This is a genomic window from Puia sp. (assembly GCF_035546395.1).
Taxonomy (GTDB): Bacteria; Bacteroidota; Bacteroidia; order Chitinophagales; family Chitinophagaceae; genus Puia.
In genome coordinates, this window is record NZ_DASZXR010000006.1 from 15,717 (window position 1) to 38,001 (window position 22,285).

21 protein-coding genes and 1 pseudogene are annotated in these 22,285 nt (G+C 53.2%); 11 read left to right on the top strand and 11 right to left on the bottom strand.

The annotated features are described in order from the left end of the window. Positions 1-106: 106 nt before the first annotated feature. The 4 genes from VHE34_RS06505 to VHE34_RS06520 form a co-directional block, all read right to left on the bottom strand. Entirely contained in the window at positions 107-2,344 is a 2,238-nt protein-coding gene (locus VHE34_RS06505) for a gliding motility-associated C-terminal domain-containing protein (RefSeq protein WP_325585893.1), read from the bottom strand. A gap of 87 nt (positions 2,345-2,431) precedes the next feature. Beyond that, positions 2,432-4,516, bottom strand: coding sequence for an alpha-L-fucosidase (locus VHE34_RS06510; RefSeq protein ID WP_325585895.1), 2,085 nt, complete (start codon positions 4,514-4,516; stop codon positions 2,432-2,434). 203 nt (positions 4,517-4,719) lie between these two features. Next, positions 4,720-6,042 (bottom strand): deoxyribodipyrimidine photo-lyase, encoded by a 1,323-nt coding sequence (locus VHE34_RS06515; RefSeq protein ID WP_325585897.1) that lies wholly within the window; start codon positions 6,040-6,042, stop codon positions 4,720-4,722. 104 nt (positions 6,043-6,146) lie between these two features. Beyond that, positions 6,147-6,872 (bottom strand): SDR family NAD(P)-dependent oxidoreductase, encoded by a 726-nt coding sequence (locus VHE34_RS06520; RefSeq protein WP_325585899.1) that lies wholly within the window; start codon positions 6,870-6,872, stop codon positions 6,147-6,149. 200 nt (positions 6,873-7,072) lie between these two features. Between VHE34_RS06520 and VHE34_RS06525 the strand changes: the two genes are divergently transcribed. Beyond that, a complete protein-coding gene (locus VHE34_RS06525) occupies positions 7,073-8,035 on the top strand; it encodes a fasciclin domain-containing protein (RefSeq protein WP_325585901.1) in 963 nt (320 codons plus the stop codon). A gap of 137 nt (positions 8,036-8,172) precedes the next feature. After that, positions 8,173-8,988 (top strand): NAD(P)H-binding protein, encoded by an 816-nt coding sequence (locus VHE34_RS06530; RefSeq protein ID WP_325585903.1) that lies wholly within the window; start codon positions 8,173-8,175, stop codon positions 8,986-8,988. On the opposite strand, the gene VHE34_RS06535 is transcribed toward VHE34_RS06530, so the two are convergent. Further along, positions 8,985-10,478, bottom strand: coding sequence for a cryptochrome/photolyase family protein (locus VHE34_RS06535; protein ID WP_325585905.1), 1,494 nt, complete (start codon positions 10,476-10,478; stop codon positions 8,985-8,987). The two genes, VHE34_RS06530 and VHE34_RS06535, sit on opposite strands and share 4 nt — an antisense overlap. A gap of 229 nt (positions 10,479-10,707) precedes the next feature. After that, positions 10,708-11,484: a hypothetical protein gene (locus tag VHE34_RS06540; RefSeq protein WP_325585907.1), complete on the bottom strand. Its 777-nt coding sequence runs from the start codon at positions 11,482-11,484 to the stop codon at positions 10,708-10,710. A 189-nt stretch (positions 11,485-11,673) separates the two neighbouring features. Between VHE34_RS06540 and VHE34_RS31105 the strand changes: the two are divergent. The 3 genes and pseudogenes from VHE34_RS31105 to VHE34_RS06550 all read left to right on the top strand — a co-directional run. Further along, positions 11,674-11,805 (top strand): annotated as a pseudogene (locus tag VHE34_RS31105) (YdeI/OmpD-associated family protein); the annotation flags it as partial. A 162-nt stretch (positions 11,806-11,967) separates the two neighbouring features. Then, the gene (locus VHE34_RS06545) at positions 11,968-12,579 is read left to right on the top strand and encodes a hypothetical protein (protein WP_325585909.1); all 612 of its coding nucleotides are present in this window, start codon (positions 11,968-11,970) and stop codon (positions 12,577-12,579) included. 34 nt (positions 12,580-12,613) lie between these two features. Further along, positions 12,614-12,889 (top strand): DUF6597 domain-containing transcriptional factor, encoded by a 276-nt coding sequence (locus tag VHE34_RS06550; protein WP_325585911.1) that lies wholly within the window; start codon positions 12,614-12,616, stop codon positions 12,887-12,889. A gap of 131 nt (positions 12,890-13,020) precedes the next feature. On the opposite strand, the gene VHE34_RS06555 is transcribed toward VHE34_RS06550, so the two are convergent. Further along, a complete protein-coding gene (locus VHE34_RS06555; RefSeq protein ID WP_325585913.1) occupies positions 13,021-13,530 on the bottom strand; it encodes a fasciclin domain-containing protein in 510 nt (169 codons plus the stop codon). Between the two features lie 205 nt (positions 13,531-13,735). Between VHE34_RS06555 and VHE34_RS06560 the strand changes: the two genes are divergently transcribed. Then, positions 13,736-14,035: a hypothetical protein gene (locus VHE34_RS06560; protein ID WP_325585915.1), complete on the top strand. Its 300-nt coding sequence runs from the start codon at positions 13,736-13,738 to the stop codon at positions 14,033-14,035. A 66-nt stretch (positions 14,036-14,101) separates the two neighbouring features. On the opposite strand, the gene folE is transcribed toward VHE34_RS06560, so the two are convergent. After that, entirely contained in the window at positions 14,102-14,743 is a 642-nt protein-coding gene (gene folE / locus VHE34_RS06565; protein WP_325585918.1) for a GTP cyclohydrolase I FolE, read from the bottom strand. Positions 14,744-14,915: 172 nt separating this feature from the next. Here folE and VHE34_RS06570 point away from each other — a divergent pair, with 172 nt between their 5' ends. Then, entirely contained in the window at positions 14,916-15,800 is an 885-nt protein-coding gene (locus VHE34_RS06570; protein ID WP_325585920.1) for a MerR family transcriptional regulator, read from the top strand. A gap of 4 nt (positions 15,801-15,804) precedes the next feature. Here the strand turns inward: VHE34_RS06570 and VHE34_RS06575 are convergent, their stop codons facing one another. Further along, positions 15,805-16,707, bottom strand: a complete 903-nt coding sequence (locus VHE34_RS06575) for a MerR family transcriptional regulator (protein ID WP_325585921.1) — start codon at positions 16,705-16,707, stop codon at positions 15,805-15,807. Positions 16,708-16,952: 245 nt separating this feature from the next. Between VHE34_RS06575 and VHE34_RS06580 the strand changes: the two genes are divergently transcribed. Genes VHE34_RS06580 through VHE34_RS06595 form a run of 4 tightly spaced genes read left to right on the top strand, consistent with a single transcriptional unit; the run spans position 16,953 to position 20,567 of the window. After that, complete coding sequence (locus VHE34_RS06580; protein ID WP_325585923.1) at positions 16,953-17,918, top strand: fasciclin domain-containing protein; 966 nt, start codon at positions 16,953-16,955, stop codon at positions 17,916-17,918. Positions 17,919-17,977: 59 nt separating this feature from the next. Beyond that, the gene (locus tag VHE34_RS06585) at positions 17,978-19,030 is read left to right on the top strand and encodes a sensor histidine kinase (RefSeq protein ID WP_325585925.1); all 1,053 of its coding nucleotides are present in this window, start codon (positions 17,978-17,980) and stop codon (positions 19,028-19,030) included. After that, positions 19,027-19,839: a LytTR family DNA-binding domain-containing protein gene (locus tag VHE34_RS06590; RefSeq protein ID WP_325585927.1), complete on the top strand. Its 813-nt coding sequence runs from the start codon at positions 19,027-19,029 to the stop codon at positions 19,837-19,839. The genes VHE34_RS06585 and VHE34_RS06590 overlap by 4 nt, the downstream gene beginning before the upstream one ends. An 11-nt stretch (positions 19,840-19,850) precedes the next feature. Next, positions 19,851-20,567, top strand: a complete 717-nt coding sequence (locus VHE34_RS06595) for a hypothetical protein (protein ID WP_325585929.1) — start codon at positions 19,851-19,853, stop codon at positions 20,565-20,567. A 32-nt stretch (positions 20,568-20,599) separates the two neighbouring features. On the opposite strand, the gene VHE34_RS06600 is transcribed toward VHE34_RS06595, so the two are convergent. Both VHE34_RS06600 and VHE34_RS06605 read right to left on the bottom strand, forming a co-directional pair. After that, complete coding sequence (locus VHE34_RS06600; RefSeq protein WP_325585931.1) at positions 20,600-21,286, bottom strand: SDR family oxidoreductase; 687 nt, start codon at positions 21,284-21,286, stop codon at positions 20,600-20,602. A 106-nt stretch (positions 21,287-21,392) separates the two neighbouring features. Further along, positions 21,393-22,265, bottom strand: coding sequence for an ankyrin repeat domain-containing protein (locus VHE34_RS06605; RefSeq protein ID WP_325585933.1), 873 nt, complete (start codon positions 22,263-22,265; stop codon positions 21,393-21,395). Positions 22,266-22,285: the final 20 nt, after the last annotated feature.

The window sequence follows — 22,285 nt, forward strand, 5'->3', positions numbered from 1 at the left end:
AATAAAATTGTCGCGAAAACAGGAAAATGTCGCGATTTTTGTCGCGAAAGCCAACATTTTGTCGCGAAAAACGAAAACATTGTTCTTTTCCAAGATACGCTATTTTTTAGCGGATAAGGACAACCGTTCCACTATAGTTATGTCTCTGTCGATCGGGGGTTTCCAGGATCAACTGGTACGGGTAGGTCCCGATCGGCGCCGCCTGGCCATGGATGTAACCATTCCACCCAGCCGTGGGATCGCCGGGCATGGCGTCATGGACCCGGAATACTGCCTGACCCCATCGGTCATAGACAGCGAAGTCGACGATGCGGCTTCCTGTCGGTGCACCGAGCATGTAAAAGATATCGTTGCGGCCGTCGCCGTTGGGCGTAAAGGCGGTGGGCAGGCTGGCAGGCGTGAAGACGTCCACGACGATTGTGCCGCTGTCGCTGCAGCCTTGCGGCGAGATAGCCTTGAGCAGATACTTCGTCGTCGACAGCGGCGAAGCGATAGGATCGGCAACCTTCGGATCGGAAAGTCCCAGGGAAGGGGTCCAAAGCCAGGTCGCCGCCTCGCCGTTGATAACCGGATCGAGCTGGAGGGTTTTCCCATAAGGAATGGTGAACAGCTGTCCCGGCGGGATTACTGGCGCCGTGCCGACGATCACCGGCACGCTGTTGGACTTGGCCAGCCCGCAGATATCGTCATTGGTGATGCGGCAGTAGACGATATCACCGCCTTTTAGTCCGTCGCTGCTGAAGATGGCGCCATCGTCGCCGGCAAGAGGCGCGCCGTTGACCAGCCATTGGAAGACGGGCTGATTGGAACCGTTCGTTACCGTTGCCGTAAAGACGATGGGGTGTTTCCCGCAGACGATCGGTGGGTCCGCTGCGATCGCGACTGAAGCCGTTCCCTGCGGGTCTATCGCCAGGGTGATGACATTGGACGTATCGCTCACGGTGTCGGCCAGGCAGCCGTTTTGCTCCGTTAGGATACAGTAGACCTTGTCGCCATTGGCGAAGAGGTTGTTAGAATATTGAAGACTGCCGTCACCCACTTTTACCCCGCTGACCTCCCACTGATAAGAAGCGGTGGCGCCTTCGTTGGCGACGGTGGCGGTAAAAGCGATCGGAACGCAGACCGGGGCGCTGGTGGCCGTTGCGGTAATACCAATGGAGGGGAGGCCGGCATTCGGAGTATTGACAAAGATGGTATCACTGGTCCGGGTATTGCCAAGCATGTCTTTCACGACGGCGTAGTACCGGCCGGGGGCGACGGGAGTGAAGCTGGTGTCGATAAAGGAGGTCAGTTTATATTCCCGAACATTTGAATTTCCCTGGTCGCCGACGAAAAAGTTGCCCTTTATATCCCTTGCTATGCAGGCCGGTAGTCCGAGGCCTCCTGATGACCCTGAGAACAAGACGGTCCCGGACCCGCCGCCAGGGGCAAGTTGCACCACGTTGTGAGCCGACAAATAACAGATATAGGCGGTATCATCCCGGTTGAGCCAAAAGTCGTAGGGCGCCAGTTTCCCGTCCGTGCCATAGAGATCCTTGTTGGTTCCTGCGATCAATAGGCCGGTAGTATCGCCGGGTGGGTAGCGCGAGAGCGCATTGAATGATCCGTCCAATACCAGTAAATTTCCGGCTCCGTCTTCTTCGATGTTGATGGCGAAGGCTTCGTTATCGATATATGCCAACGGCTGTAAGTGAAACAGGGTCTCAGGAGCGCCGGTGCCGCCTTTCCATTCCTGTACCAAGCGGCGGTAATTGTCGCCGAGGAAGATATTACCGGCGCAATCGATCAGCAGGGCATGGGCGCCCTCAAAGTTGGCGTTCTCCACGTTGGTTTTGAGGAGAGTAACGCCGGTAGGTGCTCCAGGCAACCATTTTATGATACGGCCCCCACTGGGGTCGAAGATATAGAGATTGCCCTGGTCATCCACACGGATGGAGGCGCCGGTGTTGAATTGATCGGGACCATTGCCCTTTCCGTGACCACCGGCTACGATCGTCCCGGTGGTGGAACCGGGCACATATTTTTTTACCGCGGAATTAGGGTAGTCGCTAACATACAAATTGTCGGCGTTGTCCAGACAAATGGCGCTGGGGTAGATATTGTCTGTAACGACGGCGCCGGTCTTATCGAGCGACTCGGCGGCGAAGATGGAATCCACGGCAACGCCGTCGCGATACCAAACGATCTTTTGCAGGGCATGGTCGCTGCTGAGCAGCAGCGAGGAGCCTACGCAATAGTCCTTTGTGGTCCGGAGGATAAGGGGAAAGGAACATTGGGCGAAAAGGCCGGCTGCAGGGGGGAAGATGCAGGTCAGGCAGCAAAACAAGGCTTTAGAAAAAGTCATGCCGCCGTAAACGCAAAAAAGTTGCTGACGGTCGGGCACGCATTTGTTAATGTTGTTAAAAAACGCGGTTGTTCCATACAAAAATCGTCAGGACGGCCGGACACCACCGGAAATACCTTCCGTAACAACGTCCAGCTCCGCATACCCTGCATCGTCATTCCCCTGCGTATTCTTCAGGGCCCTAAGCCTCATATAACGAGCCTTCACTGGAGCAAAACGCCTTATCTGCCATAACGGGTTATTGTTGATGTTGGAAAACTCACCCTCGTCCACCATCCTCCAATCCTCGTTGTCCGACGAAACAAACAGTTGGTACCCGCCGATGATGCCCGAATGGCGGCCCTGGTCGGGCAGATACCGAAAACCCGAAAGCACGACTTCGTCTCCCAGGTCGATCGTGAGATCCAGCGGCATCTTCTTCCCCTTATCCTGATGCCAGGCCGAATGTGGGTCGCCGTCGATAACTGCAGTCGCATGCGGATCATCCTCACCCACCAACTTCCAGTTCCTGTGCGAAATATCGAACTCCCCGACCGCCACCGGACTGCTCTTGCCCGACAGCGGATCGTACGCCACCGCTTTGACGATCACCTTTCCCTTCGTCATGAATGGCCCGGCAAACACCGTCGATCCACTCCCGGGCTCACTACCGTCCAGGGTATACCGGATTACGGCGCCGCTGTCCGCAACCCTGATGCGCATCTCGCCCGACTGGCTTCTCATTATCGCAGGCGCCGCCAGCACAACAGGCGCTTCATAGACGCCCACATTGGAAATCACCGGGCAGGCCTTTGCATCCTTGATCGTAAATCGGAGTTGCGTCGCTGTAACCGTCGGAAACCGAAGGATCCGCCGGTAGCCGATCGTCGTTCCTTTCGCCAGTTCCCTCCATTGGCCGTCCACCAGAGCCTCAACGGTAAATGCTTTCACCCGCTGACCCAACCGGATATACTCCTGCGCCATCCAACGGTTAAAGCGCGTCGGCGTACCAAAGTCCAGTGTCATCGATGCGCTGGTGACACCATCATCAGTGGCCCAGTAAGTATCGCCCTTACCGTCTATGGCTTTTTGCGGACCAAAAGAGGTTGCATCCTTCCCGCGTATATTTGAAGCCGCAACTCTTGCCGCTTCAGCCAGGTTGACGGCGAAGATCTCCTTCACCGCGTCCGCCAACTGCACCGCGGCCCGCTCGTCATTGGGATGGATAAGCCCGTGACGGTCGATCGGGAAATTCAGCAGCAGCGTGCCATTCCGACCGAACGAGTGATAATAGGTATCCAATAGCTCCGGCAGCGTCTTCACCCTGCTGTCCTCATATTGGTGATAAAACCAACCGGGGCGTATCGAAGTATTCACTTCGCCGGGAACCCACGAATCGCCGTTCTCCAGTCCGTGCGCCAGCATATCGTGCGACACGTCACCGGTGCCGTTCAGCAGGCTCCAGTTCGTCTCGCCGACAAAACCCGCTTCCGTTCCTACCCAGCGGAGATCGCCTCTGTCGCCATTATCATTCCAGATGACGATGTCAGGCTGCCACTGCCGGATCAGCTTATAGGTATTCTTCCAGTCGTAATAGGTTCGGCGGTCGATCTTACGCGTCTCGTTGGCGCCGCCATAATATCCCGACCCGCCGTTAGCCCCGTCGAACCAAACCTCGAAAATATCGCCATAGTTGGTCAGCAGCTCCTTCAGCTGGTTCCGGAAATACGTAATGTACTCCGGCTTGCCGTAGCCCGCGTAGTTTCGGTCCCACGGTGACAGATAGATGCCCAGCTTTAACCCGTATTCCCTGCATGCATCGGCCAGTTCCCGCACGATATCTCCCTTCCCGTTCTTCCAGGGACAATTCTTTACCGAGAACCCGGTATACTTCGACGGCCACAGACAAAATCCCGAATGGTGTTTTGCCGTCAGGATGATCCCCTTCATCCCGGCCTCCTTGCATACCCTCGCCCATTGCCGGCAATCGAGGCTGTCAGGATTGAAGATCTTTGGATCCTCCGCCCCCGATCCCCATTCCTGGTCGGTAAACGTATTGATGGAAAAATGAAGAAAGGCATAATATTCCATTTGCTGCCATCGCAGCTGGTTCTCAGACGGTACCGGTCCATAGGGCTTCGGCGCATCTTTCTGGGCAAGGCATAACCCTGCTGACAAAAACAGAAATAGCATTCCACATAAGGTCTTTTTGATCATTACGTCCTCTTTAAAGTATTTTTTGGTTCATCGTCCCGCAAATTTAATGCTGTCTGACATCCGCTGATCCTCCCTGCCGCAAGCCTGAAGGCCCGCATGATGGCGATGCTGCCCTCGCAGAAGGGGCAGCTGCCGGGCAATATAGGCATATTTATAAAGTATTACAAAAGCGCGCCGGCTTACCCATTTTGCCGGAGAACGCGCAGCGCACCACTGTACGCCTCAAGGCACCGCTTCCTTGCCCATTCATGATCTACCATGGGCGCCGGGTAATCGAGATCCGCCCACTCCGGCACCCATTCCCGGACATAGTCAAGTTGAGGGTCGAACTTCTTTGTCTGCAGATACGGATTGAAAATCCGGAAATAAGGCGCGGCGTCGCAGCCGCAGCCTGCCGCCCATTGCCATCCTCCATTATTGCTAGCCAGATCGAAATCCAATAATTTCCCGGCAAAATACGCTTCTCCCCATCGCCAGTCGATCAACAAATGCTTGGTAAGAAAAGAAGCCGTGATCATCCGTACCCGGTTGTGCATATAACCGGTTTCATTCAATTCCCTCATTCCCGCATCTACGATCGGGTACCCTGTCTGTCCTTTACACCACCGGTCGAATTCCTCCTCATTATTTCGCCAGACGATATTCTCATATTCTTTCTTGAACGCCCGTCCCTGACCCACCTCCGGAAAATTCCACAAGATCATCTGGTAGAACTCCCGCCATATCAGCTCGTTCAAAAACTTGTCGCTGATCTCCATGACGTACCGGGCAAGCTCCCGGATACTGATGGTGCCAAAACGAAGGTGAACGCCCAGCCTGCTTGTGCCTCCGACCGCGGGATAATCCCGTTTATCCCCGTATTGCCGAAACATGTCCCGGCTGCGGTTGATCGGCGGGAACTCGGAATTTGTTTTCTTAAATCCCAGTTCCTCCAGGGTCGGAGGCGCAATGAGCTCATCCTGAAGGAAATTTGAAAAATAGGAGGCTGTCGGATAGGATTTTAAATAGAAATCCGACAACATCGACCGCCATCGCTTACAATAGGGCGTAAATACGCTATAGGCGTGTCCGTCATCCTTCACTATCTCAGTCTTCTCGAACATCACCTGGTCCTTATATAACGAAAACCGCACACCCGCCTCCTTCGCAATCGCTTCAATAGCGCTGTCCCGCGCGATGGCATCGGGCTCATAGTCGCCATTCGCAAATATGCCCATTATCTCATACTTCCGCATCAATCTGCCAAATACCTCCATCGGCTCTCCATACAATACTTCCATGGGGCTCCCCATGGCGGCAAGCCCGTCGTACATTTCCATCACTGCATGAAATATAAACTCGACCCGCCGGTCGGCTTTATCCCGCAGTTTATCTAAAATAGTCCTGTCGAATATGAACAAAGCCACCACGGGATGCCCCTCTCGCAAAGCATAGTACAATGCTGCATTGTCCCTAAGCCGCAAATCCCGTCGGAACCAACAGATATTCACTCTCTTTCGCATCTTTTGTCATCTTTTAACGATCATCAAAACATCGATGGAAGCCTCTGAAAAATCCTTTTTCGTTCTCTGGGACGGAGCGGATAGAACCCACCGTATAATTTTGTTTACCATCCAGTCACCTTTCCATTACGAAACAACTGGCCATTTGGCCCACCCTTTGGAAGAGTGGCAGCCCAAACCACACCCACCGCGGCGTCCTTCGGATCGGCGGCGCCTATTTTCTCCATCCCCGGATAGGTCGCCACTAATCCCGGGTCCACAGCGTTCACCATTATCCCGTATGCTCCCAACTGCCCGGCCAGCTTTACCGTGAGGCCGTTCAGTGCCAATTTCGACAACGCATAGGCCGGCACCTGCTGGGGATGATGAGCCATTCCAAAAACAGGATCGCCGAAGGTTCCCGCCCCGCTGCTGACATTAACTACGCACGGTGCCTGGCTGTTCATCAGCAACGGCACAGCCCGCCGGATCATTCGCCACGCGCCAAACAGGTTCGTCTCAAAGGTGCTTCTTGCCTCGGAAAAATTCACCGCCAACGGATCCTGGCCGGCATCAAATCCACCCCCGGCATTATTGATCAATGCGTCCACGACCCCTTCTTCCTCCATTACCTTCGAATAAAATTGGGAAACGCTACCATCATCCGTGATATCCAACGCCGAAGGCCGCACTTTTTTACCGCTTTTATCCAGGCGGGCAGCCAGTTCCGCGGCACTGTCGCCATTACGGCCGCCAATATAAACAATATACCCCCGTTGGAACATGAGCCTTGTTATGGCATATCCCAGACCCCGCTCCCGGGTCACGCCGGTGATTATGCAAACCTTCATACTCGCCTTTTTCAATCAAAATAAACTCCTTACATCGGCATATAAAAAACTGTGCAAGCAACAGAGCGCCACCGCTAAGAAAACTTGAACAACAAGGCTCACTTCCGCAAAACGACGACTCGCCACCAGGAAAGAACAACTCGGCCCCCAGCCGTGGAATCCGGTGGCTTTTTTTGTTATAAAGATCAAAACAATTTTATATGAAACGGATCAAAACTTACTCGCGAATTGCACTTGCCATTTCCGGCTTTCTTGCCGCGTTTACCATCCTCTCTCTGGCAGGATGTCGTAAATCCTCGCCCGGCAAAAGGGGCACTATTTATGCCACCCTCGCTTCGAACCCCAATTATTCGATCCTTGTCTACGCCATCAACCAGGAAGGCCTGAAAGAGACCCTGAACAGAGAATCCAAAGAGAGCTTCACTTTGTTCGCACCGGACAACCAGGCCTTTCAAGCTGCCGGTCTCAACTCTCCTTCCGACCTTTCCAAACTTCCCGATTCGGTCCTTAAAGCCGTACTGCTCTACCATGTCCTGGCCTCTCAAACATTGGCCGCCCAGATTCCGCAGGCCGCCAATACCCCCGTCCCGACCCTCAACGGACAAGTTATCTACGCCACACGCACACCCGCAGGCAAGGTATTCATCAACGGAATTGCGGTAACAAAAGCCGATATCTCCTGCACCAACGGCGTCATCCATGAGGTAGCCTCCGTATTGATGCCGCCCACAGGCAACATTGTGCAGACCGCACTCGGCAATCCGAATCTCAGTCTGCTGGTCGCCGCCGTTCTCCGGGCCAGCCAGGGCGCCACCAATGTTGCCGCGGTACTTTCCGGAGCAGGCCCATTTACGGTGTTTGCGCCGACAAACCAAGCCTTTATCAATGCCGGCTTTCCCAATGCAGCCGCCATTAACGCGGCCGACCCGAACACCCTCACAAAGATCCTTACCTATCACGTCATCCCCGCACGTGTCTTTTCATCCGACCTTGTGGATCAGAGTACCCCGGCGACTCTTAATGGAGAGACCGTTCGTATCCTCCTGGGCAAGAATGCACAAGTGAAAGGCATGGGCAATACAACACCCAGCAACATCACCGCAACCAATATCGTCTCGACAAACGGCGTGGTCCACCTCATCGACCAGGTCCTTCTGCCGTAGTCTTGCTCAATACCGGGTCCGGCGGCATGAGAAGCGCCGGACCCGGTTTCTTGAACTCTACCGGCTAATTACTGCTTACCTTTGCCGAATCAATCCTCCAAGCAAATGATGCATCCAGCCAATTCACAACCTCTCATATGAACATCAGCATTCTGGGTTGTGGCTGGTTTGGCCTGCCACTGGCTAAGCGGCTCGTAAGCAGGGGCCACCGGGTGAACGGCGCAACTACCACCGCCGCCAGGATTCCCGCCATCCAGGCCGTAGGAGCAACTCCATTCTTATTGGATGTCCGGATGCTTCCAGGTCGGGACTCTCCTGTTTTCTCATTTTTTGATTGTGAGACCCTGGTAATTACCCTTCCCCCAAAATCCGGGGATGGATACATCGATAACATCCAAAACCTGGTACAGATCGCCAGGTCCGCCGGCATACCCAGAATCCTTTACACCAGTTCAACAAGCGTATACGACGAGGATAGCCACACTGTGGATGAACTCTCGGCGACGAATCCTTCCAGGGGATCAGGAAGGTTAGTCCTCGAGGCAGAAGCTATGCTCCGAAGTCAAACCGCACTCAATTCCCTCATCATTCGATTCGGCGGCCTGATAGGGCCCGGCCGTTCACCCGCCGGCTTCTTCAAGGGCCGTGACAACATCCCAAACGGGCTCGCTCCCGTCAATCTTATACACCTGGAGGATTGCATCGGCATTTCCACAAGACTTATAGAAGGGCCGTACGTAAACCTCACCGTGAACGCCGTCGCGCCGCACCATCCCGCGAAAGCCGCCTTTTACACCTCGGTTGCGGGTGCAGCAGGCATCCCACCACCGGACTTTATCATGGAAAGACAATTGTGGAAGATCGTCACCAGTAAATACCTGCAGGATATCCTGCACTATGAATTCCGCTACGCCAACTGGTTCGAATGGCTCGCGGCTTCAAACGGGGTCTAAGCCGCTCCCGTCCCATCCAAACCCCGTAGAAATTCCTCTGCCACGGCTAAATGAGCTTGCCGCTTCTCCGGCGACATGCGGTCAAAAGTCCGGATGAGCATACCCATCCGGGGGTTCCTGCCCAGGAAATCCCGGTGAACGCTCATAAAACGCCAAAAAAGCCCATCCCATATTGGTTGCCAGGGACCTTTTTCAAAACTTCCCATCTTCAACAGGTAATTGCTGCTGCTGATGTACGGCTTGGTCGTCATTAGCCCGCCGTCGGCATACTGCGACATGCCATAAACGTTCGGAACCATGACCCAGTCGTATGCATCTATAAATAACTGCATGAACCATCGATAAACCTCATCGGGATCGAATTCGCAAAGCAACATGAAATTGCCCAGGACCATCAACCGCTCGATATGATGGCAATATCCAAATTCCAATACCCTCCGAATGACGATGTCCACCGGATCGATTCCTGTTTTGCCCGTCCAAAAACCGGCCGGGATCCTTCGCGAAAAGCCCCAGAAATTACGCGTTCGTTGAAACCCGCCTTCACGCTCATACACGACGTGAACGAACTCTCGCCACCCTACGACCTGCCGGATAAATCCCTCGACTGAATTCAACGGCACGCATCCGCCCTGCGCTGCATGGATTACTTTCTTGACGATCGTCCCTGGATCAAGCAGACCGATATTCAGCATCGGCGACAATACCGAATGATATAACACCGGTTCCCCGACCACCATCGCGTCCTCATAAACCCCGAACTTGCCCAATCGCGTCGAAATAAATCGATCCAGCCATGCGTCGGCTTCCTCAAACGTCGTCACAAAAAGATTGTCCGCTTTGTCGCTGCCAAAGCTGTTCGGAAAAATCGAATCGACATATTGTCTGGCCTCGGCGACAAACCTGTTCTCCCCGGGCAATTCGAGCCCGAAAATCTCTTCATTGTTCGGCAATTTCTTCCGGTTGTCCGAATCAAAACTCCACTTGCCGCCAAGAGGACGTCCCAGCCCATCAAGCAATAGTTTTCGGCTTTTGCGCTGCCGGATATAAAAATCTGCCTGAAAATATTTCCTTTCCCCGCGAAATAGGCCCTCCGTTTCTTCCACCGTATTCAGAAAATTGGGGCTTCGCCCCTTCTTCACCAGAATACCATATTGCATACAAGCGCCAACCAATCTTCTCCGAAGCCAGTCATCGGCCAACTCGGCGATACATATTTCGGTTGTTCCGGCCTCTGCCAGGGCCGCCACTAGTACCCGGCAATCGCTTTCCAAAGCACTTGCTTCAACATATCTAACCTGCGTGCCTTTCTCCATCAGCCATGTCTCGTACGCCTTCATGGACGCCCGATGCAGCACCAACTTTTTTCGATGAAACGGGAACTGTTTGAAAAAAAGCCATTCTTCCACCAACACCACGGGCATCCCTTTTCCGGCGAACGGGTGATCTCTAAACAATTGGTGAGGAAATACAACGCAGACTCTACTCATAATAAGCACACATCCTGCCTTGGGAAAGACCGCCTATGTGGAAGCGTTACGGTCAACCGATTCGTTAGACTCGCTATAAACAAAAACCCTGTCGACCGGTCTACAATATAAAAAGGAGAATCCTGGCAAGATACGCCTGTTTAAATTTAACGCCCACTTTTAAAATAAATCTAACAAGCAAGCCATCCGGAGCGCCTGACCCGATTTTCAGATCAGGGAAGGGATCGTCTTATCCATGCCGTTTCCTGAACGGCGAGGTGTCCCGGTTTCTAAAGGCATGAACAAGAGTGCTGATGAACAACACCCCGGCCACCAGGTAGGCAATCGTGGATACCTCGGGCGCCTTGGCCCGATCGGCAATCCCGACAGCGATGAGCGCCCAGGTCCCGGCAAGGGCCGCCTCCCGCATATTCCGGCGCCAGGTCAGCAACAGATAGATTCCTCCGGCAATGACCGATACGAGCATTGCCCATGCTTCAGGCCCGATACCCCAACCGCCCCATCCGGCACTTACCAGCCACGCCGCAATATTGACCGCAATGGCCATGGTTATCCAACCGATGTACAAACAAAAGGGCCACCAGACGAAGGCAATGGTCTTCAACGACGCATCCGGCATCTCCATATCCGTACTAACCATAATTCTCAGCAGGCTGCTTAACAGCACGAGCATCAGCAGAACCGAAAGGCCGGTCCACCCATGGATCCAGGCCAGGACCCAGCAGCAATTGGCAATACAGGACAGGACAAACCACCAGCCCACCTGGCCGACGATAATTTCTGTTTCCGGCTTTCTCTTCAGCTGGTAAACGACAAAACAGGCAAGCCCGATATAGATGAGACCCCAGATGGCAAAAGCATAGGGCGCAGGGGTGATCAGCGTCGGGTAACGCGCTGAAACGGCCGCTATCGTTTCCGTTTGCAACAGCCCGCTGTTGGAAAGGTAATTTATTGCGATCGTGGCGATCAGCGCCATCAGGTTGGCAAAAGGCAATATCCGTTTCATATTTGTCTGCATATGCAAAAATAGTACTAATGGGTGCAGTCTTCTTCAGGGCAATGTTCAACTTTCACACCGCATTCCGCCAAAAAATTTAAACAAGTGAAGGTCGATCCGGATAATACCCGCTGAGGTATTGTCAAATTCCCGGCAATTCCGTAGGTTTAGCAGGCCGGAAGAAACTCAAGGTCTTCGAAAAAAAATATCCTCGAATGGATCCACAACGCAAAACAACCAGCGACAAGGGCCCGGCGAATTGCCGAGACGGTGAGGGCAGCCGCCCTCAATATCCGGGCTAACCATTACCGACAGCCAAAGAATAAATAACGTGGTGTATTGGAAGCCCTCGCCTTTTCCTGACTCATAAATACAACTAAAAGCTTGTTTCACTTACTGACCCGAATTGCCCGCCAAATTTTAACATACCCGCCATTTGTTTGGGTTGAGCGATACCTTAGCAGAAGGAAGGTTATAATTAGCTGTTCAACCATGCGAGACCCTGAATTAGCCCCCAAAAACGCCTGTCTTCTTTTTGGATTTCTTCTTTTTGGCCTCGCCCTCGGCTGCAAGGATAAGAATCCCACAAAAAGGATCATTCTCCCGGACGTCCGGTCGTCGTTCGCCCGGCAATTATTATCCCGGGATTCAACCCTTATTCTCGACTCTTTCGAATTGGTAGGGATCGATACTTTAACGCAGCAAAGCGGCCTGATCCACCAACGCTATCCCTTTCTGCGGACCATGCGTCGACTCACCCGCGAATCAGACAGTATGAGTAAAGCCGTCGCAACGCAAAAAATACCGCTTAAAGACGACCTTGACAGAATAACGACCCTTCACGACGAACTCGCTTATCTCCACCATGTTCTCGATTCGCTCAATGCAGCACTTCGAACAGCCGATTCGATCACGCCGATCGGCTACCGGGCGGTTTATAAGGTATCCTTACACAAACCGGGCGAATTCTCTATCGCTGATTCAATTGCATATGCGATAGATAGGGAAAAACTGGCGGACTGGGAAGGCAATGTGTCGAAAGATATTGACTCCCTGGCGGTCGGTAGGCATCCACGAAGCGTCAACTACCGGCGCAGACCATAACGGACAACCTCCCGAAAAAAACAAGTGATTGTCTATGCATATGGAATCAGCGCCCCATCCCGCAATGTCCGACAGCATCAAGTGTTTCTGGGCAATTACCCGGCGCCTGCCGGACGAAAATCCCGTATTTGAAGTGTTACCGGACAGTTATGTCGAGTTGGTATTCACGTTCGGGACTGATTTTTATCTCAGGCAAGGTGAGGCACTCATTGCATTGCCGAATCCATTCCTGGTGGGACTGCTCGAAAAGCCAATATACCTTCAGGCTTCCGGGATGTTCACCGTGGTTGGAGTTCGATTGCATCCCTGACAGGCTATCACGGTGGCGGACCCCGAAGGACATGCGATAAATGTGTATAGCATTTTGAAATAGCCGGAAAGCAAAAAAAGGCGCCGCCAATAGTGGAGGCGCCTGTAAGCAAACCATTCCCATTTCCACCGTCAGGGCATCAATACGGTGTCGATAACGTGAATGACACCGTTGCTTGCCTTAACATCAGCAGCCGTTACCGTCGACTTGCCCCCCTTGGCGTCGACAAGGACCACCTTCCCATTCTCGAGCATGGCCGTCAATGTGCCACCGGATACCGTGGTGAGGGAAGCTTTCCCCCCGCCTTTTTTTATCGCGGCAAGAACCGCCTTCGCGTCCAGTTTTCCGGACACCACGTGATAGGTAAGTATCGCCGACAATTGACTCTTATTCTCAGGCCTCAGCAAATTATCCACCGTTCCGGCAGGTAATTTCGAGAAGGCACTGTTGGTGGGGGCAAAAACAGTGAAAGGCCCCTTTCCCTTTAAGGTCTCAACCAATCCGGCGGCTTTAACTGCTGCGACCAGCGTCGAGTGATCCTTCGATCCTGCCGCGACGTCGACAATGTCCCCCGTCATTTGGGCGGACACACTTGTAAAGAAAAGACTGGAAACAACAACTGCTGCGATTCGTTTAAGCATTTTCATCCTCATCGATTTTAATTTGAACATAAATAAAAAATGTATTTCCAACGTATAACCGGCCCTATAGTCTGTTTGTTCGTCCGTTCGGCGGCGCCTGCGACGGTTGACAACCGGCAAATAACAGTTCGTTCACAATCGCGACCCTTAAGCGAACAAAGAACAGTCAAAGCGCGTACTATAAAAGACCAACCATTTATTTGAAATGCGTAAAGCGATTGGCGATAGCCTTGGTGCCGACATCCCTTTAACCTTGCATGTCCTGCAAAATCTCATCGATAGCGGATTCCGGTTCGTGCAGGTGAAGGGAATCACCACGGACAGGCACTACGAGTACATAGAACCCGAATTTCTCATACTGATACCCATCAGGGAATTACCCGCCGACGAATCGCGAAAGGACGTCTATGAACCGACGGACAGCGAACTGCTGCGAAGCTGGGCGATGGAAAAAGATCCTGCCGTCAGAGTCTTTGTGAAGCGCCTGGTGGATCGACGGTTCTGAAAAGTCTGTTGATAGCCCCGTTGAAGATGAAATAATGAAACGGAAAGTCCGATCCATCAAAATCAATCACGCCACGCCTGCATACCGTAGAAACTCTTCCCGGATACCGCTATTCAGGAATCGTCCGGTATATTCGGCCGTGATCGTGCTGCTGCTGGTATCTCCCACCCCACGGGACGCGACGCAATGATGCACCGCATCGATCACTACCGCCACATCCTCTGTGCCAAGGGCCTCCCTCAACATAGCCGAGATCTGAATGGTAAGCCGTTCCTGCACCTGGGGCCGCCGGGCGCAAAATTGGACGAGCCGGTTCAATTTGGAAAGCCCGATGATCTTTCCGGTACTGATATAGCCCACATGCGCCTTACCTACGATCGGAACAAAGTGATGCTCACAGCTGCTGTAGACGGTAATATTCTTCTCAACCAGCATTTTATTGTACTTGTACCGGTTCTCGAAAAGCGATATCTCCGGCTTGTTGGCCGGGTTAAGCCCGCTGAAATACTCCTTGACATACATTTTGGCAACCCGGTTGGGAGTGTCCTTCAGGCTGTCATCCGCCAAATCCAGGCCAAGAATCTGCATAATCTCTTCAAAATGATTGGCAATGAGCAGGATCTTGGTCTCATCGTCCATTTCAAAGGCATCGGGTCGAACCGGAGTATCATGGATTTCATTGTACAAGGGTGGAATAGTGTCTAACATAAACGATTTAAATGTTAGACAAAAATACTCCCTGACCTGTCCCACCCTTCTTTTGTAGAAGATTACCACTGATTATATTTATGCGGGCTAAACAACGGCCTGGCCGACCGGCCGGGTTTTTTATTTGCACAGGTCATTTTGTTTAACTATTTTTAGATAATAATTAGACAAAATGGCCCTCTTTTCTATTTCCCAACTGGGAAGATTTTCGGGCATCAAGCCGCATACCATCCGCGCATGGGAGACAAGGTACAAAGCGCTTTCCCCCAGTCGGTCGCTGGGCAACACCCGCTATTACGACAGCAACCAGATGAAAAGATTGCTGACGATGGTCAGCCTGGTAAATGCCGGCTACCGGGCATCAGAAGTGGCGCCCCTTCCTGACGACCGGCTGGAAGTATTGCTGGAATCCGCATATAGAAGCAACACCCAGACGGAACGTTATTTTATCTCCCAGTTGATCGCAGCCGGTATGAGCTATGATATCACCCGTTTTGAAAACATCTATGACCACTGTGTTGGGCGCTACCGGTTAAAGAACGCCTATCAGTTCGTTCTTCTTCCAATGCTGGAACGGGTAGGCATGCTCTGGAAATGCGATAAGGCCTCACCCCCCCAGGAACACTTCGTAAGCAACATCATTCGGCAGAAATTGTGCGCTGCAGTGGAAGCCATCCCGTCCGCAAGGCCCAACTCGGAAAAATGGCTGTTGTTCCTGCCCGAGAACGAATTTCACGAACTGGGTCTATTGGTAGCCCATAATCTTATCCGTCTGTCAGGGAAGGAGGTGATCTATCTCGGCGCAAACGTTCCCTGGTCGGCACTTCCCACGGCAGTGCGCGACATCCGGCCGGACAACATTCTTTTCTTCAGTGTTTACCAGGAATTGCCGAAACACGCCTTGCCTCATCTGCAGCAATTTGAAGAATCATTTTCAGGAAAGAATATCTACGCAGCCGGATCAGGCACATCCATACTCCGCTCGTTCACGGGGAAGAAAGTACAGTTCCTGAAGACAGTGGAAGCCTTGACGGCCGTTCTCGCTTCCGGAACCTAAACCGCTATGCCGGAACCTGAAGTAAAACCGGCTGCGATTGAAGCCATTTAATGAGATCCTCTGTGCCGAGTATTCCCTTATACTTCGGTTTCACCTGTGCGATAAATAGGCCCGTGTAATAAATTTTCGCACGACCTGCTATTTTCTTCAGGTCCTTATAGAAAGCATCAAAAGGAATAGGATTTGCCTGATGGGTGATCCCGGTAATGATCATTTCAGGAGATGTCATCCGGATCATTCGCTCAAGGCCCTTCAACGGCACCGACTGTCCCAGATAGATCGTTCGATAACCCCGGGCGCGTAACGCATAGTTATAGAACAAAAGACCCAACTCATGCAGCTCATGCTCCGGAAGGAAAAGCAAAACGGTTCCCTTCTCCACCCTGTTGACCAGCCCCAGTCCATCGACCGCGGCAAGGAGTTTTTGCCGGACAAGGTTGAAAAAGAAATGTTCCTGGGCCGGCTCGATAGTGCCGGTTTGCCAAAGAACACCCACACGCTCAAAAAAAGGCAGTAGCGCTTGTATAAAGGCCTGTTCAGTTCCAAGTCGCGTAACAAGGGAATGATATACATTCGCGAATTTTCGCTCATCGGCATGTAAAAGGCTGGAAAGTAGGGTCTCATTGATGTGCGCATCCCCGCCGTTCACCGCGATTGCCTTTAGTAAATGAAATTCCCGGTCTTCGGCAGACATTTTCGCGATCGCTTGAATTCGCCATCCGAACTTATTCAACATCCGGATGGTCAGCAGCAGCTTCAGGTCCTCATTGTCGAAATAGCGGATGTTTTTTGCGGAACGCTTTGGCCACGGCACACCATATCGCTTTTCCCAGGCGCGCAGCGTGTGAGCTTTGATGCCCGTGAGCCTCTCGATATCCATCATTGAAAAGGTGTCCAGTGTATCCATCGGTATATTGTCCGGGGAAACCGCTATGGCAAAGTTCCCAATTTACCGGCAAGGTACAACCGTGCGCCCGTTTGTTAAGACATTTCTGCAGTTTCGCAAAAAAAACGTCAGCATCGGCCTGCACGCAGGCCTGCTTACTATAGCAACCGGATAATTTGACGATTCACTACCGTAATATGACGATTCATGCGGGTCGGCAGGAATCAGGTGCAATATTTTGTTGTCATGATATAAAACAATTCATTATGAAATTGAACAGCATTTGGCAGCAGCGAACTGCTTTTTCACTGGCACTGCCGGTCATCGCGGCAACGCTCTTCCTTACTCAAACGGCCTGTAAAAAAAACCATGACAACCCGACGCCTTCACCGGCTACCATTACGCAGACGGTGACTACCGATACCAGCTTTTCGCTTCTGGCGGGCGGCCTGGGGTCGGCGGGACTCACCACCACACTCTCCGGTCCCGGTCCGTTTACCGTGTTTGCCCCGAATAACGCGGCTTTTGCTGCTTCGGGATTAACCGCGTCGGCACTGGCATCCATCCCTGCGGCTACATTAAAGACCATTCTATTGTATCATGTCCTGCCATCCAAAGTGCCCGCGGCCCAGGTCCCCTCGGGTCCCAATGCCAAGGTCGTCACTGCAAGCGGCGACTCGGTCTTCGTGACCAACAATACCAACGGGGTATTTGTCAACGGCATTAAGGTGGTAAAGGCGGACGTCGCAGCCAGCAACGGGGTTATTCATGTCCTTGCAAAAGTTCTCATCCCGCCGGCCGGCAACCTCGTGCAAACCGCCCAGGCCGACACCAATTTTTCCTATCTTGTAGCAGCTGTCACCCGCGCCAGCCAGGGGAGTACCAACGTGGCCGCCATTTTGTCCGGCGGTGGCATCTTTACCGTTTTCGCGCCGACAAATGCCGCCTTCCGGGCTGCGGGTTTTGCAACCATCAATGATATCAACGCCGCCGATCCTGCCACTCTGACGAAAATACTTACCTATCATGTGATTCCCGGCCGGGCATTTTCTTCCGATCTTACCGATGGCGCAAAAGTCATGACGGCAAACGGCGAGAGCCTGACCATTTCTCTCAGTGCAGGGGCAAAGGTGAAGGGTATGACCAATAGTACTGCATCCAATATCATCGCGACTAATATTATGGCGACTAACGGGGTGGTCCATGTTATCGACCAGGTCTTATTACCCTGATACCGCTTGCAAAAGGATCGGCCGGGTCGCCCCAGGCCGATCCCTGTTTCCGATTGAATATGTTCAAAACCCGATACCGATATGGCTTTATTCTTCTTCTCGCGGGCTACACGTATTGGAATGTAGCCTTTACGGAGGCGCCAAAGTATTATCCGATCCCCGGGTCCCCGGGTTTCCTCGCCTGCATTTTCCTCTTCCTGATCCTCGCCGTTTGGGAAGGCAACCGGTGGATTGAACAAGGCGTCGGCAGAATGGAGCGTCGCAGGCGCCATCCCCGAAACGGCCCTTGGGCGACGGCATATCCGCTGGCGATCGGATTCGGCATCAGTGTCGTTTATTCCGGGTTGATCTCGGCCCTGCTGGCCTACGGTACCGTCCGGTGGGCCTTTCCTGCGGCAGCAGCAAGACTTCCAATTCTGACAAAGTTGATGGTTACCCTTGGCACAAGGATCAATCTCTTCCTCCATGTAGTGCATTCCATCTATTTTGTTTCGCGCCGGCTGGGAGAAAAAGAGTCCGAAACGGAAGCCCTCCGGCGGGCCAACGCCCAGGCGCAACTTCAGGCGATCCAAAGCCAGGTGAATCCTCATTTCCTTTTCAACAACCTCAACGTTCTTTCCGCTCTTGTACTGCAGGAACGCCCCGAAGCCAATAAATTCATCGAGGAATTCAGTATCGTATACCGCCATGTTCTGAACAGCCAGCGCCGCGACCTCGTGCCGCTTGCCGAAGAACTCGCATTCCTCGATCATTACCTTTTTCTGCTCCACCAGCGGTTTCCGGACGGCATTGATATCCAACTCGATATCCATCCTGACCTCCGGGACTATCTCATCGTACCGGTCGCATTGCAGATGCTTATCGAAAACGCCATCAAACACAATGTCGTATCCAGGGAATTCCCCCTCAGGATCACCGTTCGGACAGAAGGCGATGATCGCCTGCTGGTAGAAAACCGCCTGCGGACAAAAACGCCGCTGGAAGGGTCAACCCGGACCGGATTGAACAACATTGATCAACGTTACACGCTGATTAGCCGCCAACATATAAACATAAAAAAGACAAATGAGGTCTTTTCAGTATCATTACCCCTCATCAGACCCGTGTCATGAACGTCCTTATTATTGAAGACGAGAAACTTGCCGCCGAGCGCATCGCTCTTTTGCTCAAACAGGTGGATCCGGCCACCCGGATCGTCGCCACCCTGGAAAGCGTAGGAGCCTGTCTGCGGTTTTTCCAGGAACAGGCAGAACCCGTCGACCTTGTTCTGATGGACATCCACCTGGCCGATGGTTCAGCATTTGAAATTTTCCAACAGGTTCGCATCGACATTCCGATCATTTTCACGACAGCATATGACGATTACGCCATGGATGCCTTTAAGGTTCTCAGTATCGACTACCTGCTGAAACCCATAACGTTGGAAGCCCTGACGAGATCCATCGGCAAGATGCGGTTGTTGCAGGCCAATTCAATCTCACAGTCGCCGGTGGAAAACCGGAGCACCGCAACGGGCATTTTTCTGCCGCCTGCCGCGACCAAAGCGTCCGTAACGGCAGTCCCCACAATGCGACGTCCGTATAAGTCCCGCTTCCTGGGTCGCATCGGCCAGAAGTTTGCGTTCGTACCAGCCACCGATACTGCCCTTTTTCACGCCGAAAACCGCATCGTTCAACTGATAGCCGCCGACAATACCCGCTATCTCGTAGACCACACCCTCGAAGACTTGGAAACAATGCTTGATCCTACCGCTTTTTTCCGCATAAACCGGAGCATCATCGTGCACGCTAAAGCAATAGAGTCCGTCCGACCCTTCGTCAATCACCGTCTGCGGCTGTTTTTAAAGCCCCCTGTGCGATGGGATGATATCATTGTCAGCAGGGAGCGGGTCGCAGATTTCAAAAAATGGGCAGACAATTAGTGAAGCCGGTTATGGCCAGAAAAAGCTGGATCATTCTTTTGCTTGCCGCCAGTTGGCTTTCGGGCCAAGCCCAGCCGGTCACCCGGGAAGACGTGGTGTTCTTGCACAACCACTGGGTTATCCGCGGCCGGATCCTGGCCCGAAGCGATTCCAGCCTGAGTATCCAAACCCATGATGGCTCCGTCTTTGTTTTTCCCCGCCGCGAAGTGGATAGCACGCAAACCGCGCCGCCCTGGTTAATCCGCGACCAAAATAAGCGTCGGTGGACGAATTTTACTGAGCTCGGCCCTCTCATCGCAGGCAAGACCACCGTCGACGGAGTGACGACGGCAGCGTTCTCGTTTCAAACCGTAATGTGCTTCCGTTTCCATCCGGCAGCGTCTCCGGGCCTGGGCGCGGGAGCCGATCTCTATGCAACGCAGACGGTTATTCCCCTATTCGGGACGGTAAGGGGAGATCTTCTTCAAAGGAAGCCTTTCTCTTTGTTCTATTTTGTTGACCTGGGCCTTGGTAAGAACATCACCCAACGTCCACCCGATGGATCGGTCTTCAAAGGGGGCTTCTTATATGCCACCGGCCTCGGCCTCCGCATCCCGTTTAACAATACCGCAGGCTTCTTGCTTAGCATCGGCTATCGATACCAATCGACCAGCATGACCCCTCCCGGACAACAAGCAGAGCAAATTATCTACCGCCGCGTAGCGCTTCGGGCCGGATTCTATCTTTAACAGCCAAAGCCCCCAGCGCCCGCCCGCCGGCTTCACTGCCTGATCGATCCAATACCGCCATCGACCCCAATCACCCGCCCGGTGATCCAGGATGCCTTGTCCGACAAAAGGAAGGCTGCCATCGCCGCTATGTCTTCAGGTTCTCCAACCCTGCGTAGCGGATGACGCTGCCCCGCCAACAAAAGCTTAGCTTCCGTGTCGATGAGCCTTGCCGACAACCGCGTTTTAACAAGCGATGGCGCAATAGCGTTCACGCGGATGGCCGGAGCCCATTCGGCTGCCATCGCTTTCACGAATCCCTCCACCGCGCCTTTTGAGGCCGCGATTGAACTGTGATAAGGCATCCCCACACCAACCGCCACACTACTGAATAGAACGACGGAAGCGTTGCCACTCCTGGCCAGGGCGGACTGAAAACGCTGCAATATCCTTACCGCACCGAGAAAATTGATCTCGAGGTCTTCCCTGTAGTCGCCGATTTTCAAATGTCGGAATGGCTTAAGCAAGATGGATCCCGGGCAGTAAACCAATCCGTCCAGCGCTTCTTCGAAGGGCGGAGGTTCGTTCACCGAACGGATGTCATAAGCGATATGCTGCGCGACGTTTACAGCCGGACTCGTACGTGAAAGCGAAATGACGGCCACACCTTCCTCGTCTAACTGTCCGGCGAGGGCCTGACCAATGCCCGATGAAGCGCCGACGATAAGAATTTTTCTCATTGACCGGAATATAGCTCAGTATCGGCACCGCGGCGAACTTTGTTTAATTTATTATCCAGTTGACATATAAATCAGTTAACCCCTTCCGAACGATTCCGCATCCCATTCAACCAACTTCTTGCCCCAGGAACCCCTCGATCTCCCCAAACCTGCCCTTCTCCTCCACCCCAACCGCCTCCTCCCGCATATACCTCGCCCACCCTATCGGCGTCCCGCCATACACACTATCCTTCGCAAAGCGATCAGCCCCCGCCTCCACCAACAACCTCACCGCCTCGATCGACCCGGAATGCACCGCCTGGTGCAACGCACTCGCATGCGAATGAAAGCCCCCAAAATCTTCCGAAGTCCCACTCCCATTCACATCCACACCCGCCCCCAGCAACAACCGGATCATCTCCGCCTTCCCAAAGAATGCCGCCACTACCAACGCCACATACAGCTGCGAAGCCGTCGCCTCACCCGCAAGCCGCGCAGCCCCTTCAACATCATCCAACCCCACCGCCGTCCCAGGATCATAAGAAGAACCATGCGCCAGCAACCATCGCGCCGCCTCGAAATTACGCTGCCCGATCGCCCCCAGCACACTCCCCTTCACCGCGGCGCCATAACGCACCAACAGCTCCATCAACGGGATCTGTACCCCGCACTCCTTTGGAATACGCCCGGTACAGACCAGCCCCATAGTATTGTCGACAATAAAAGAATAGCCGGGATCTCCGCCGGCCCGCAACGCCAAAAGGATCACCTCCGCCACCTCTACAATATTCGCCGGAAGCTTCTCATGACGAATAGGATTTTCCGCCACGAACCATAGCAGGTAAGGCCGCGCAAAATACCCCTCCGCCGGCCGGTCCAGCCGCCGAACCACCAGCGAAGCATCAGCCTCCAGCAATTCTCGCAACACAACAACATCCCCGCAATCAATGGCTTCGACCGCCGCCCGGAACGAAGCATCAGTAATCTCAGCACTATTCATAACCCGGTATTTATTAAAGA

What these genes read in the sequence shown, in the direction of transcription:
- VHE34_RS06505 (WP_325585893.1), bottom strand. Translation starts at nt 2,344, where the DNA reads ATGACTTTTTCTAAAGCCTTGTTTTGCTGCCTGACCTGCATCTTCCCC.
- VHE34_RS06510 (WP_325585895.1), bottom strand. Translation starts at nt 4,516, where the DNA reads ATGCTATTTCTGTTTTTGTCAGCAGGGTTATGCCTTGCCCAGAAAGAT.
- VHE34_RS06515 (WP_325585897.1), bottom strand. Translation starts at nt 6,042, where the DNA reads ATGCGAAAGAGAGTGAATATCTGTTGGTTCCGACGGGATTTGCGGCTT.
- VHE34_RS06520 (WP_325585899.1), bottom strand. Translation starts at nt 6,872, where the DNA reads ATGAAGGTTTGCATAATCACCGGCGTGACCCGGGAGCGGGGTCTGGGA.
- VHE34_RS06525 (WP_325585901.1), top strand. Translation starts at nt 7,073, where the DNA reads ATGAAACGGATCAAAACTTACTCGCGAATTGCACTTGCCATTTCCGGC.
- VHE34_RS06530 (WP_325585903.1), top strand. Translation starts at nt 8,173, where the DNA reads ATGAACATCAGCATTCTGGGTTGTGGCTGGTTTGGCCTGCCACTGGCT.
- VHE34_RS06535 (WP_325585905.1), bottom strand. Translation starts at nt 10,478, where the DNA reads ATGAGTAGAGTCTGCGTTGTATTTCCTCACCAATTGTTTAGAGATCAC.
- VHE34_RS06540 (WP_325585907.1), bottom strand. Translation starts at nt 11,484, where the DNA reads ATGAAACGGATATTGCCTTTTGCCAACCTGATGGCGCTGATCGCCACG.
- VHE34_RS06545 (WP_325585909.1), top strand. Translation starts at nt 11,968, where the DNA reads ATGCGAGACCCTGAATTAGCCCCCAAAAACGCCTGTCTTCTTTTTGGA.
- VHE34_RS06550 (WP_325585911.1), top strand. Translation starts at nt 12,614, where the DNA reads ATGCATATGGAATCAGCGCCCCATCCCGCAATGTCCGACAGCATCAAG.
- VHE34_RS06555 (WP_325585913.1), bottom strand. Translation starts at nt 13,530, where the DNA reads ATGCTTAAACGAATCGCAGCAGTTGTTGTTTCCAGTCTTTTCTTTACA.
- VHE34_RS06560 (WP_325585915.1), top strand. Translation starts at nt 13,736, where the DNA reads ATGCGTAAAGCGATTGGCGATAGCCTTGGTGCCGACATCCCTTTAACC.
- folE (WP_325585918.1), bottom strand. Translation starts at nt 14,743, where the DNA reads ATGTTAGACACTATTCCACCCTTGTACAATGAAATCCATGATACTCCG.
- VHE34_RS06570 (WP_325585920.1), top strand. Translation starts at nt 14,916, where the DNA reads ATGGCCCTCTTTTCTATTTCCCAACTGGGAAGATTTTCGGGCATCAAG.
- VHE34_RS06575 (WP_325585921.1), bottom strand. Translation starts at nt 16,707, where the DNA reads ATGGATACACTGGACACCTTTTCAATGATGGATATCGAGAGGCTCACG.
- VHE34_RS06580 (WP_325585923.1), top strand. Translation starts at nt 16,953, where the DNA reads ATGAAATTGAACAGCATTTGGCAGCAGCGAACTGCTTTTTCACTGGCA.
- VHE34_RS06585 (WP_325585925.1), top strand. Translation starts at nt 17,978, where the DNA reads ATGTTCAAAACCCGATACCGATATGGCTTTATTCTTCTTCTCGCGGGC.
- VHE34_RS06590 (WP_325585927.1), top strand. Translation starts at nt 19,027, where the DNA reads ATGAACGTCCTTATTATTGAAGACGAGAAACTTGCCGCCGAGCGCATC.
- VHE34_RS06595 (WP_325585929.1), top strand. Translation starts at nt 19,851, where the DNA reads ATGGCCAGAAAAAGCTGGATCATTCTTTTGCTTGCCGCCAGTTGGCTT.
- VHE34_RS06600 (WP_325585931.1), bottom strand. Translation starts at nt 21,286, where the DNA reads ATGAGAAAAATTCTTATCGTCGGCGCTTCATCGGGCATTGGTCAGGCC.
- VHE34_RS06605 (WP_325585933.1), bottom strand. Translation starts at nt 22,265, where the DNA reads ATGAATAGTGCTGAGATTACTGATGCTTCGTTCCGGGCGGCGGTCGAA.